The organism is Marinomonas foliarum (genome assembly GCF_003337275.1).
Classification (GTDB): Bacteria; Pseudomonadota; Gammaproteobacteria; order Pseudomonadales; family Marinomonadaceae; genus Marinomonas; species Marinomonas foliarum.
Genome location: NZ_QPJQ01000012.1, coordinates 71,735 through 84,878, shown reverse-complemented (window position 1 = coordinate 84,878; position 13,144 = coordinate 71,735). Strand labels below are relative to the sequence as shown.

The following is a 13,144-nucleotide window of genomic DNA, read 5'->3' as shown; positions in this document are numbered from 1 at the left end:
ATGACAACGAACTCAGAAGCGGCCGAAAGTGAGGCTACTCAAGAAGCGAGCAAGCCAAGCGCGAATTACGCTGAAATCATTTATAACGGCATTTGGAAAAACAACCCGGCCTTAGTTCAATTGCTTGGCTTGTGCCCTATGTTGGCGGTAACCAGTACAGTGGTTAACGCTTTAGGACTTGGGTTGGCGACCATGGTTGTATTGGTCGGTTCCAACATTGCGGTTTCCATCATTCGTAACTACGTTGCGGATGCGGTACGCCTACCAGCTTTTGTGATGATTATCGCGTCGTTTACCACCTGTATCGAATTAATCATGCAGGCTTATACTTACGAGCTTTATCAAATTCTGGGGATTTTTATCCCGCTTATCGTGACCAACTGTGCGATTCTTGGACGTGCTGACGCCTTTGCCAGCCGCAACCCTGTGCTTCCTTCTGCGCTTGATGGTTTCATGATGGGGTTGGGCTTCATGTTTATCCTTGTCACCTTGGGCGCAATGCGTGAGCTAATTGGACAAGGTACACTGTTTTCCGATATGCAGCTTCTATTCGGCGACATGGCAATTCACTGGAAAATCGTTGTTTTTGATAACTATCCAAACGTATTATTTGCCGTATTACCGCCTGGAGCATTTATTGGCCTAGGATTGCTGATTGCCGGTAAAAACTACCTAGACGAACGCGAGAAAAAACGTATTGCCGCACAAAAAGCCAAAGATGGCCCAAGTGCATCGAAACGTGTTCGCGTGACCGGGCAAGTAAGTTAACACTTTACACCAAGATCAAGACAACCCCATCCTAACCTTCCCCTTGAAGATAAGGGGAAGGAATAAAAAGCTCTAAGCTCCTCCCCCTGCCAAGGGGGAGGTTGGGAGGGGGTTAAAAAATTAACAACCCCATCCTAGCCTTCCCCTTGAAGATAAGGGGAAGGAATAAAAAGCTCTAAGCCCCTCCCCCTGCCAAGGGGGAGGTTGGGAGGGGGTATTAAATTAAATAAAGGTTATAAAAAGTGAACAAAGACAAGCGCTACGAGATTTTTTCTCGCTTACGAGCTGAAAACCCAAATCCCGTAACTGAGCTGGAATACAACTCGCCTTTTGAGCTTTTGATTGCGGTTTTATTCTCCGCCCAAGCCACTGATGTTAGCGTCAACAAAGCCACGCGCAAGCTTTTCCCTGTGGCCAACACGCCAGAAACCATGCTCGCCCTTGGCGTAGATGGCTTAAAAAGCTATATCAAAACCATTGGCTTATTTAACGCCAAAGCCGAAAACGCCATCAAAACTTGCCAGATTCTGATCGAAAAGCACAGCAGTGCTGTACCAGAAACGCGTGAAGAACTGGAAGCCCTTCCTGGTGTTGGCCGCAAAACCGCCAACGTGGTTCTAAACACCGCTTTTCGACAAGTGGCCATGGCGGTGGATACGCATATCTTTCGTTTTGGTAATCGCACCAAGGTAGCACCGGGAAAGAACGTCTTAGAAGTGGAAATGAAGCTACTGAAATTTGTGCCAAAGGAATTTCTTTTGGACGCTCACCACTGGATGATTTTGCATGGTCGCTACATCTGCGTGGCCCGCAAACCTAAATGCGATGCCTGTATTATTGAAGATTTGTGCGAATTTAAAGAAAAGACCTCTACTTAAACACCTGTATTGGTTATTCAATTAAGCTTCTATTTTTAGTTAAGCAAAGACTAACCTAAAATTAAATAACATCACATTTATTAAACCTTTCCGGCTCGGCATTCTTACTCTATTAAGATTTCATTTGTTAGAGGGAAAATGCCATGAGTCACCGCTTAACCCAAGCCCAGCTTGATGCCCATTGGATGGCCTACACAGGCAATCGTCAATTCAAAAAAGATCCTCGCATTATCACCTCTGCTGCGGGCAATTATTACACCGACAGTGATGGCAGAAAGATTTTTGACGGTCTGTCTGGCTTGTGGACGTGTGGTTTGGGACATAGCAACCCCGCGATTAATGAAGCAGTGGCTCAACAAGTTAAAACCCTCGATTACTCCCCTGCTTTTCAATTCGGCCACGAGAAGTCTTTCTTGTTAGCAGAGCAAATTACCGAGTTTATGCCTAAGGGCCTAAACCGTATTTTCTTTACCGGCTCTGGTTCTGAGTCTGTCGATACGGCATTGAAAGTAGCTCGCGCCTATTGGCGTAAGAAAGGCATGGGCACCAAGACCAAATTCATCGGTCGTGCCAAAGGTTATCATGGTGCGGGGATTTCAGGCTTCAGTGTTGGTGGCATTCCGGCGAACCGTACGCTTTACGGCCAAGGTTTAGAATCTTATCACTTACCTCATACACAAGTTCCAGGCAGCGAGTTTTCCAAGGGCATGGCAGAGCAAGGCAAAGAGCGCGCTGATGACCTGCTAAACCTAATCATGATGCACGATGCGTCTAACATCGCCGCAGTGATTGTTGAACCCATGTCAGGTTCTGCTGGTGTGATTGTGCCACCGAAAGGCTATTTACAACGTTTGCGCGAAATCTGTGATCAGCACAATATCTTGTTAATTTTTGATGAAGTCATTACGGCTTTTGGTCGTATGGGTGCCAAAACTGGTGCTGAAGCCTTTGGTGTAACGCCTGACGTGATTACCATGGCAAAACAAGTAACCAATGGCGTTATACCAATGGGCGCTGTGGCCTTCAAACAAGAGATCTACGATACCTTTATGGATAACGGCGGCCCTGACTACATGCTGGAAATCCCTCATGGTTACACCTATTCGGCTCATCCTATTGCTTGTGCCGCGGCGCTAGCATCACTTGATGAAATCAAGAAACAAGGTTTGATTGAACGTGTTAACAGCATGAGTTCAAGCTGGGAAAACAGCGTCCACCAGCTGAAAGACGCCAGCCCTATGATCACAGACATTCGTAACTATGGATTTGCCGCAGGTATTACTATTGCGCCAATCGATGGCGAGCCAGCGAAACGTCCGTTCCAAATCGCTATGGCTATGTGGGACAAAGGATATTATGTACGTTATGGTGCTGATACTATTCAATTAGCACCGCCATTTACAACAGAGCAATCCGAAATCGACAGCCTAATCAATGCTCTGGGCGAGACAATTAAGCAACAAAACTAACAGACGCTACCAGCCTTAGTAATACACTCTAATCAAGGTGTTGCCAATAAGTTCCCAGCAACACCTTGATTCATATCAGTTTTATCTAGCTATCACTTGTCTAGCATCTTGCACTATAATGGCTATCCTAGAAAAGTCATCAACGCCCTTGGATCTTCACCCAGTAAAGGATAGAACAATGTCTATTTCACATTCGCCTTACGTTCGCTGCTTTTGGACAGGCACATTGTATTTAACCAATGGCAAAACCATGTCTATTCATTGCACACACATATCAACACAAATGATAGAAGTGGAAGCACCTGAAGGTTTACAAGGGTCTAAAATGGTGAAGCTAGAGTTGAAAGCAATTCATGAGGGGAAAATAGCCACGCTAAAAGTATTATGTGACCCGCAACTGGATGTCTTTAACGAGCATAATAAGCACTATATAAAACTGTCTTACCATACTATTTCAGATAAAGACGTGAACTTTATCAAAGAGTTCGCTGACGCTCATTCCTAGCTCACAGCAGTAGACAAGCTAGGATAGCGGATAACTAGGCGTGAGTTTTATTCTGCGTCGTCACTGTCCGCTTTTTTCGCTGTTTCTTCGGCTTTCTTAACGCGGATTTTAGAACCATCAACATCCATGCCGTTTAACGTTTTGATCGCAACTTTCGCTTCACCAACTTTTGGCATTTCAACAAAGGCAAAGCCTTTAGATTCACCCGTTTCTTTGTCCATAACGATAGTACAAGACTGCAACGTTCCATGAACGGCAAACAAGCTTCTTAGCTCTTCTTCTGTCGTGTTACGGGCAAGGTTTCTTACTAATAATTTCATATATTTCTCTTTATAAATAAAAAAGGCACGGACGTTATGCTCCATGCCTTCAAGTTTGATTGCGCCATTCTAACGGTTTAAGACAAGGTTGTCTCAAACAAGGTTAATAATTTTTTGCTGTCTACTTCCATACAAACCTGCGTCATTGGTACATCTGTCCAATGTGGTTCAGGGAAGCTCATTCCTTGTGGTGCAAAAATAGTTTGTCCAATACCAATGCCTTCACAAGCAACACGCACCGCGCCAAGCTCGACACCAAAAATACTTGGATCCATTACATAAGCAATCGTCGATGCATCATGGAAGTAACAACCATCCATATCAAAACGACTGCTGTAGAAATTGATGTAATGCTGAGCGCAGTCATACAAGAAACCACCTTCTGCAGGATTCGCTTGCTTGATTCGATCCAAAACACTGTTATCAAGTAATACTTGATGCGTAACATCTAGACCAATCATAGTCACCTGCCAAGCTGCAGTGAACACCATATCTGCCGCATGCGGGTCATTCATGATGTTCGCTTCTGCCACTGGCGATACGTTACCATATTCAATAGCAGTGCCGCCCATTAGAACAACTTCATCAACCAAGTTGGCTACTTCTGGGTCAAGCTCAAGCGCTTTTGCCAAGTTACCTAGCGGACCAAGCGCGATAATAGTCACTTCACCTGGGAACTCTCGAACAGTATCAACAATAAATTGCGCAGCGCCTTTTTCAATTGCCTTGCCTTGCGGCGCTGGCCAATTGATATTGCCAAAACCATCAGCACCATGCACAAAGTCAGGATGCGGACGCGGCGCTATCTTACTTGGTACGGCAACGCCTTTAGCAACAGGCACATTTACTTTCGCAATTTCAGTCAATGTAATGGCATTTTGCGTTGCCAAATCCACTGACACATTACCGAATGTCGTCGTTAGACCCAACACCTCAAGCTGTGGTGCTTGAAAGGCAAAAAAGATCGCCATTGCATCGTCTATACCAGGATCTGTATCAATAATAATCTTACGAGCCATGTTTAAATTCCTCTTTTAACTATTCGTTGTTGGCTGTGTATTTTGGCTAACTGTTCTTGGCAAGAAAGGCCGTCACTTCATCTTGTGTTGGAATGGAAGAAGCTGCTCCTAAGCGAGTTACGCAAATAGCGGATGCTGCACAGGCACGAGTAATAGCCCGCGCCATATCTTCACCATTCATTAGAGAAGACAAGCAAAAGCCAATAAAGGTATCGCCCGCTGCAGTGGTATCAACCGCTTCAACGGAGAAAGCTTTTACAGATAAATGCTCTTCCCCATCAAAATAGCAAACACCCGCTTTGCCAAGGGTCATCAACACAGCAAGTTCTGGGTAAACTTTTGGAAACGCGTCAATGGTGCTGTCTATATCCGCAGTACCAATCAGATCCATTGCCTCTACTTCATTAACAATCAGCAAGTCGACTAAATCCAGCACGTTGCGCGTTAATTCTGCATCCATAGGCGCTGGATTAAATGCGACCTTAACTTTGTTCTCTTGCGCTTTGCGCATGGTATATTCGATCAGGTTTGTTTCATTTTGCAACAACACCCAGTCACCTTCACTCGCATTAGAAAGCACATTATCAATTTGTTCTTCTGTCAGCGCATGATTAGCGCCTTGGTACAAAATAATCGAGTTTTCTGCCTCTTTAGTTAGCTGAATAATCGCATGACCGGTTGGCACATCTACCCGCTTAATCAAGTCTGTATTGACACCAAGGGATTCAAGCTGATCAATAACCGCTTGGTCACTGTGATGAAGCGCGCCGACATGTTTCACATCCGCGCCCGCTTTTGCTAACGCCACTGATTGATTCGCGCCCTTTCCCCCCAATAAACACTGGTAGCTGTCTGATGCCATTGTCTCGCCAGGTCGAACAAAGTGATCAAGCTGATAAAGATGGTCGAGGTTAATCGAGCCTACGTTATATATTGCCATTATTCCCTTCCTTCAGTGCGAACATGCTTCTCGGTATACAAGCCTAACAAACATATTAAGCGATAAACTCAGTTGATCGACGAACAAACATTGACCAAGTGTACAAAAATAAAAAACGCTCCAATTCTGCAAGAACGGAGCGTTTTTTAAAAGCTTAATTTTCTAAAACGACCAAGAATTACTTGTCGTTATCTAGAAAGCCACGGCCTTTTTGAGCTGCAATACGCATACGAAGCGCATTCAGCTTAATAAAGCCTGCTGCGTCTTTCTGGTCGTAAGCACCAGCATCGTCTTCAAATGTTGCGATAGAGCTATCGAACAAGCTGTTTTCAGATTGACGACCAACAACTGTAACATTGCCTTTGTACAATTTAAGACGAACCGTACCGTTAACATATTTCTGAGACGCATCGATCATCGCTTGCATCATGCGACGCTCTTCAGACCACCAGAAACCGTTGTAAATGATTTTTGCGTAACGAGGCATCATTTCGTCTTTCAAGTGCATCGCTTCACGGTCTAGCGTAATAGACTCAATAGCACGGTGTGCACGCATCATGATGGTGCCACCAGGGGTTTCATAACAACCACGTGCTTTCATACCAACAAAACGGTTTTCAACAATGTCTACACGGCCAATACCGTTCGCGCCACCAACCTTGTTCAATGTTTCCAAGATGGTTGCAGGAGACATAGCTTCGCCATTAATAGAAACTGGGTCGCCTTTTTCGTAACCGATTTCGATGTAAGTTGCTTCATTTGGCGCATCTTCAGGAGATACAGACCAACGCCACATATCATCTTCTGGCTCTGTCCACGGGTCTTCCAGCTGATCACCCTCAAAAGAGATGTGCAGTAGGTTGGCGTCCATAGAGTAAGGAGATTTTTTCTTCTTAGTTGAAAAATCAACTGGAATATTGTGCTTCTCGCAGTACGCCATTAGAGTTTCACGAGACGTTAAGTCCCATTCACGCCATGGAGCGATCACTTTAACTCCAGGTTTCAATGCATAAGCACCAAGCTCAAAACGTACTTGGTCGTTACCTTTACCTGTTGCGCCGTGAGAAATCGCATCAGCGCCTGTCTCATTGGCAATCTCAATCAAGCGTTTAGCGATCAAAGGACGCGCAATAGACGTACCTAAAAGGTATTCGCCTTCGTAAATAGTGTTAGCACGGAACATAGGGAAAACGAAGTCACGAACAAATTCTTCGCGCAAATCTTCAATGTAGATTTCCTTAATACCCAACGCTTGAGCTTTAGCGCGAGCTGGTTCAACTTCCTCACCCTGACCCAAATCAGCGGTAAAGGTAACCACTTCACAGTTATACTCTTCTTGAAGCCACTTCACGATTACCGAAGTGTCTAGGCCGCCCGAATAGGCAAGCACTACCTTCTTCACGTCAGACATTATCTCTATTCTCCTCAACGAGCTCGCGCTCCCACGCCAATGCCTTCAAACCAGTACATGGCGGCGCAAATAATTTAAAAAAGGGGCTACAAGTGTAAGATTTCGATTCTTGCTTAGCAAGTAAAAAGCCCCGTTTCACGCAGATAATTCCGCTAAAACGGGGCTTTTTAAGAAATTAAAGACGAACGGAAAACTTATGAATCAACTTGCGTCATTTTTTTCCAAACGAATTGTCACACGTCGGTTACGCTCTCGACCTTGGCTGCTATTATTGCTAGCAGATGGATAACGCTCGCCATGATATCGCGAAATGATTTTTGCCGCAGGCACGCCTTTTTCTAACAAATAAGCCGTAACTTTTTCCGCACGAACTTTGGAAAGCTCACGGTTGTCTCGACGAGAACCGATAATGTCGGTGTGACCATCAATATAAATGTATTCCACCGTAGGATCCGACGATACGTACAAAGCCACCAGATCCAGACGTGCGCGAATACGATCTGTCAGATTTACGCCATTCGTCGGAAACAAAGCCGCTGTTCTAGCGATCTGATCGTAGTTAACGGGTAACAAGCTAGCTAAACAACGTCTAAATTCATTATAGGCTGGCGCAAAGTTAATATTAGACAACCCTACTTCCACGGTTTCGCGGTTATTTTCCCATGCGGTACCTGCAACCACGGGATGACGGCCTCGGTCCAAGCTGCTAAGCATACGCTCAGCTACCTTACCACCAACTTCAACAGTTAACCCGTATCCAGGATAAGGAAGAATATCTAAGGTTTCTGGTTTAGTGCCCGGAGACCAATCTGGCGCTTGCGACAGGATATACACCTGACCTGGGCCTAATTTTTCATTTCGTGGCTGAAGAATAAACTTCATCGGCTCGCCTGCTTCTTTGATAAAGTGGCCTTCACCATAATTAGGGACTGGGTGCGTTAAACTGCACGAAAAAATATCCCCCGTAAGCAACCATTCAGAATTCGTAATTCCGGATTGGTAATGGGTTATGGCATTGGCTTGTGCAAAGGGAGCACAAGCCAGCAATAAAAAAGTGGTGCGAATTAGAAGTTGTTGGGGAATTCCCATTTAGACATCTCGTTCAAGCATTATCAAATGTGTTATGATCCGATCCTATTGTATACCGTTACTGTTGATCAAGCGGCAGAATTAAGGACCTTCTTTTGTCAAACCATGAAATCAAAGATAGATTCCGCGGCTTCCTACCTGTTGTTATCGACGTAGAGACCGCAGGCTTTAATCAAAAAACAGATGCTTTGTTAGAAATGGCAGCCAGTATCCTAAGAATGGATGAAAATGGCGACTTATATATCCACGAAACATTAGAGTTTTTGATTAAGCCGTTTGAAGGCGCAAACCTTGAAAAAGCAGCGCTAGACTTTACAGGCATAGACCCTTTTGCACCCGATAGACTAGACATGCCAGAAAGTGAAGCACTTGGCCAAATGTTTAGCAAAGTTCGAAAAGAGCTAAAGTCTGTTGGCTGTAAACGTGCCATTCTTGTTGGTCATAATGCCGCATTTGACCACGGTTTTTTAAACGCCGCCATTGAGCGAGTGGATATAAAACGCAATCCATTCCATCCTTTTTCTAGCTTTGACACCGCCAGTTTAGCCGGTTTGGTGTTTGGACAAACAGTATTAGCAAAAGCCTGTGAAGCAGCGTCTATTCCGTTTAGCAACGCAGAAGCACACTCTGCCAAATACGATACCGAAAAAACCGCAGAGCTATTCTGTGAAATGGTAAACCGTTTAAAACGCCTTGGCGGCTGGCCACTGGTTGAAAACGAAGCAGAAAATAGTATGGAAGCTATTTTCCATTCAGGAAAATAGCGCCATAATAAAAACGGGCTGATTCATTCATGCCCGTTTTCTCTGACCATTATGTGGGCAAGCTTATGCAAGGAAAGCGAATTTTATATTTAATGCTAGGGTGGTTTTCTCTCATCACTGGCATTATTGGTATTTTTCTCCCCTTACTCCCCACTACACCATTGGTGCTATTGGCGGCTTGGTGCTTTTCAAAATCCTCCGAACGTTTCCACACTTGGCTCATTGAGCATAAGTTTTTTGGACCAATAATCAATGATTGGCAATCTTCCGATGGTATCCCCAAAAAAGCCAGAAACAGAGCCATCATTTTTATGTGGGCAGGAATGGCCATTTCGATCTTTATTGTTTCGCGTATTTGGGCGACGATTGGACTTGTCTTTATTGGTCTGTGTGTGACAACGTATTTATTACGCTTACCTTTACGGTCTGAAAGTAAAAATATTGCCGAAGAAAAAGACGAAGAAGCTTAAACTATTCACCTATTACTTATTTTTTAAAAGGCACTTTATTCTATGACACGCCGACATTTTCGACACTTTGTCTTTTATCCTTTTGCCGCTTTGACAGGTTTAATCACCCTCACTTGGTTAGTCACGCCATTTATTGCGGAATATTACCTAAAAAATTACTTCCAAGAACAAAGTGAAGATCTCACCGTCGGCAAACTATCTGTTGATTTTTTTCCGCCCAAAATAGACTTAAAAAACATCGTCATTAATGACAAGAGCCAAGACACACTCACATTAAAGCGTGCCATTGTTGAAGTTGAAATATGGCCACTCTTCACTAAAACTGTCCATATATCACAAGCTAAGATCGACGGCTTAAACTTGCTAGTCACTCAACAAGAAAAAGACTGGATAGTGGCCGGTATTAATACGTCGCAATTCGCCACACCAGAAGATCAACAAGAGCCTGAACAAGAAGTCACTGACACAGAACAAACTGAAGAAAACACCAGTACGCCTTGGTCTATAAAACTACCTGCTTTCACCTTCACTGACAGCCAAGTCAAACTGTCTCGTCAACCAGATTTAAACGTTCCAGCACAAGCCGATACGCTTACCATTAGCAATTTATCCATCGAAGGTTTTTCTGGTCAGGAACTGACATGGGAAGGTGACATTGCGCTATCAGCCTTATTGAATGACACTGCATTGTCATTAGACAGCCAATTTGACTACTCACCAGAACAAGCCAGCGCCGACCTTTCTATCCAAAATACACGTATTCTGATAGAGAGCTTTCGTCACTTTCTACCTGCGCCGTACAATAAAGGAAAAGGACAGTTGGAGTTAGAAGCTAGCCTACAATTTTCACAACAACTCGTTAATAACGCACCTGTTTTTGATATTAAAAATCTTTCGCTGAATGCTCAAATCAACAACCTTGATTTGCCATTAAACGAGCAAGACAAAGCCACCACAAAGTCCACATCACTGGCACTTTCAAAAGCCAATATCCATTTTGTTTCTGCTGAGCAATTAACGGCGATAGGTACTTTGGACCTCCAATCCAGCCAGTCATCCTTTGCCCAAGGGGAGTTGCAAGCACAACTTGAGAAACTGGCCCTAAACGTTCCCTTTGATGTTTCGCGAAATAATGCGGACTTAACCGCAAAAGGTAAGCTAGATATGCAACTGGACATGCCAGCTTTTGCGCAAGCAGACCTTAACGCAAAACTTAATAGCGTAAAACTAAGCACACCCTTTGATGTAAAACAAAATGAACTAGGCTTAACCGCAACAGGCGATCTTGATGTGCAGCTAGGCAAATCACTTATTACCCAAGCGCAACAACAAGTAGAATTTAACGACCTAACACTGAAAGCACCTTTTGATGTCAAACAGGATGAAGAAACTGGTCTGACGGCTAACCTTGCCTCTACCGAGCTGGGCTTAAATGAGCTTGCTCTGTCACTAGACAGTCTTGCCGTCCAGAACAAACAATTGCGAATAGCCTTGAACGAAGTAGCTTTTTCAATGGATTCAACAGAAGCTATGACAGCCTCTTTGATTGCTGACGTACAAAGCAATGAACTAACTGTTCAGCAAGCGGGAAATACCGCCAACTACGACGTATTCAATCTATCTAATACGCTAGCATTACAAAAAGACAGCGACAGCCTGTCGGCACAAAACTCTAAACTGTCGATCGATATTAAAGGATTAAATGCCACCCAAAGTGACGAGAAACATGTTTCCCTTGGTGCTGCAACCCTGACAGCAGATCAGCTCAATGTCGATCAAGCAGGTCAAGAAGCACCACGTGTAGAAGGTATTAACCTTAACTTCAGCAGTGAATCTCTAGACAGCAAGTTAACCAATAATAAGCGCATTGCTTCATGGAAAAACGCGGATATCAACAGCCTTTCATTTACCCAACAAGACAGCGACTTTGAGGCTTCCTTATCACAATTAAGCATTATGGATTTCACTTTCTCAGAACTTATCAGCGCACAAAATGATAAAACAGTTTTACCCGCGCTAGGCCATCTAAACAGCCTTAAAGTAGAGCGATTAAAAGCCAACCAAGATGGTGCAGATATCAAAAAAATCACCGCAGACGCGCTTGATATTAACTTAATGCTGGATGCTCAACAGAATATTGAAAACCTGGTGTTTACTGAAGCGGAAGAGCAAAAAGCCCCTACAGAAAACACTCAAAAATCACAAGTACCAAGAGTCGAAGATGCTAAAAGCACACTTGAGAACGAACAAGACACGGCCTTTAAAGCACCTTACTACGTCATTCTCGACGCATACGATACAACAGGAAAATCTCGCTTTTACTTCCAAGATAAAAGCATTTCTCCCATGCTAAAACGCGCACTAGACATAGAAACATTGTCTCTGCGAGACCTAAATACCACGAAAAAAGACCAAGCAACTGTCTTTGCTTTTAAAGCTCGCAACGGCAAATATACAACATTACAAGCCGATGCGACTATTTGGCCACTTGCCGACAAGCTAACGTTAAACACTGAAGTTGTGGTGAACGAGGCAGAATTACCGCCCTTCTCTTCTTACATCGCCAATGTCCTAGGTTATCAAATTGATTCTGGGCAATTGGATTTAGATCTCAAGCTCAATGCAAAAGACGGCGTTTTAAATGGCAGCTCAAACATAGTACTAAGGGAGTTTGATTTAGGTGGCCGCCAAGAAAGCAACTCAGTAATGAAAGCCGGTGCCGTACCTCTGAATATTGCCGTTAGTGTATTGAAAGACAGAGACAACAATATTGATTTGAATATCCCGCTTTCTGGTGACATAGAAAACCCTGAGTTTGGCTGGACAGATTTCTTATTCTTACCAGTTAAAAAGGCGCTTTATGCCGCCTCTAGCACCTACTTGATGCAAACCTTCATTCCTTACGCCAATGTTATTAGCATCGCGCAGTTTGCAGGTGATCAGCTACTAAAAATTCGTGTCGAACCGTTAATATTTGAAGCTGAGGACGAACAGTTAAATGACGCTCAAGACGCCTTCCTTGAACAACTGGTAGCGCTAATGAAAGACAAAAAAGACAGTCAGCTAAAAGCATGTGCTATAACAAGCTACCTTGATTTAGGTCTTGAGAAACCACCCGTGTCCATCGACCAAGACACCAGAGATGAGGCTATCAACTTAGCGCAAAAACGCGCAGATAACCTAAAAGACTATTTGGTCAACGAAGGTATCGCATCTTCTCGTGTCTACCTATGCACACCTGAAGTTGACCTTTCTCGAAGCAGCAAGCCAAGAGTAGAGTTAAACTTCTAACACTTCTCCCAAAACACAACCGCAGTGGCGCGAGCCACTGCGGTTTTTTTGTCAAAAAAAAGCAAATCCCCCAGCAAACTATGGACTCTTCCATAAACTGAATGCGTCATCATTGAAATTCACCAATAACAAGCCATAACTATTTAAGGAAAGCCTGACAAGCATCAAGTGCACAACTGCTTAAGTAGGCTAACCTAAACTTAAAGTAAATACTTAAAGG

12 protein-coding genes are annotated in these 13,144 nt (G+C 43.9%); 7 read left to right on the top strand and 5 right to left on the bottom strand.

From position 1 onward, the window contains the following. The 4 genes from DFP77_RS08475 (at nucleotide 1) to DFP77_RS08460 (ending at nucleotide 3,620) form a co-directional block, all read left to right on the top strand. On the top strand, nucleotides 1–768 hold the full coding sequence (locus DFP77_RS08475) for an electron transport complex subunit E (protein ID WP_239544272.1): 768 nt from the start codon (nucleotides 1–3) through the stop codon (nucleotides 766–768). Between the two features lie 242 nt (nucleotides 769–1,010). Then, nucleotides 1,011–1,646 (top strand): endonuclease III, encoded by a 636-nt coding sequence (gene nth, locus DFP77_RS08470; protein WP_114411852.1) that lies wholly within the window; start codon nucleotides 1,011–1,013, stop codon nucleotides 1,644–1,646. A 143-nt stretch (nucleotides 1,647–1,789) separates the two neighbouring features. After that, a complete protein-coding gene (gene aptA, locus DFP77_RS08465; RefSeq protein WP_114411851.1) occupies nucleotides 1,790–3,115 on the top strand; it encodes an omega-aminotransferase AptA in 1,326 nt (441 codons plus the stop codon). A 178-nt stretch (nucleotides 3,116–3,293) separates the two neighbouring features. Further along, entirely contained in the window at nucleotides 3,294–3,620 is a 327-nt protein-coding gene (locus DFP77_RS08460; RefSeq protein ID WP_114411850.1) for a hypothetical protein, read from the top strand. A gap of 47 nt (nucleotides 3,621–3,667) precedes the next feature. Here the strand turns inward: DFP77_RS08460 and DFP77_RS08455 are convergent, their stop codons facing one another. The 5 genes from DFP77_RS08455 to DFP77_RS08435 all read right to left on the bottom strand — a co-directional run bounded on the left by DFP77_RS08455 (nucleotide 3,668) and on the right by DFP77_RS08435 (nucleotide 8,399). Further along, nucleotides 3,668–3,940: an RNA recognition motif domain-containing protein gene (locus tag DFP77_RS08455; RefSeq protein WP_114411849.1), complete on the bottom strand. Its 273-nt coding sequence runs from the start codon at nucleotides 3,938–3,940 to the stop codon at nucleotides 3,668–3,670. A gap of 77 nt (nucleotides 3,941–4,017) precedes the next feature. Further along, the gene (locus DFP77_RS08450) at nucleotides 4,018–4,959 is read right to left on the bottom strand and encodes a nucleoside hydrolase (protein ID WP_114411848.1); all 942 of its coding nucleotides are present in this window, start codon (nucleotides 4,957–4,959) and stop codon (nucleotides 4,018–4,020) included. Nucleotides 4,960–5,005: 46 nt separating this feature from the next. Beyond that, nucleotides 5,006–5,899 (bottom strand): ribokinase, encoded by an 894-nt coding sequence (locus tag DFP77_RS08445; RefSeq protein ID WP_114411847.1) that lies wholly within the window; start codon nucleotides 5,897–5,899, stop codon nucleotides 5,006–5,008. 178 nt (nucleotides 5,900–6,077) lie between these two features. Beyond that, entirely contained in the window at nucleotides 6,078–7,310 is a 1,233-nt protein-coding gene (locus DFP77_RS08440; protein WP_114411846.1) for an argininosuccinate synthase, read from the bottom strand. Between the two features lie 201 nt (nucleotides 7,311–7,511). Beyond that, nucleotides 7,512–8,399 carry a flagellar protein MotY gene (locus DFP77_RS08435; protein ID WP_114411845.1) on the bottom strand — a complete coding sequence of 296 codons (888 nt, stop codon included), beginning with the start codon at nucleotides 8,397–8,399 and terminating at the stop codon, nucleotides 7,512–7,514. Nucleotides 8,400–8,494: 95 nt separating this feature from the next. Between DFP77_RS08435 and rnt the strand changes: the two genes are divergently transcribed. Genes rnt through DFP77_RS08420 form a run of 3 tightly spaced genes read left to right on the top strand, consistent with a single transcriptional unit; the run spans nucleotide 8,495 to nucleotide 12,924 of the window. Beyond that, complete coding sequence (rnt, locus tag DFP77_RS08430; RefSeq protein ID WP_114411844.1) at nucleotides 8,495–9,163, top strand: ribonuclease T; 669 nt, start codon at nucleotides 8,495–8,497, stop codon at nucleotides 9,161–9,163. A 29-nt stretch (nucleotides 9,164–9,192) separates the two neighbouring features. Next, nucleotides 9,193–9,633: a YbaN family protein gene (locus DFP77_RS08425; RefSeq protein ID WP_258861092.1), complete on the top strand. Its 441-nt coding sequence runs from the start codon at nucleotides 9,193–9,195 to the stop codon at nucleotides 9,631–9,633. A 42-nt stretch (nucleotides 9,634–9,675) separates the two neighbouring features. Then, a complete protein-coding gene (locus DFP77_RS08420; protein WP_114411843.1) occupies nucleotides 9,676–12,924 on the top strand; it encodes a DUF748 domain-containing protein in 3,249 nt (1,082 codons plus the stop codon). Nucleotides 12,925–13,144 lie beyond the last annotated feature (220 nt).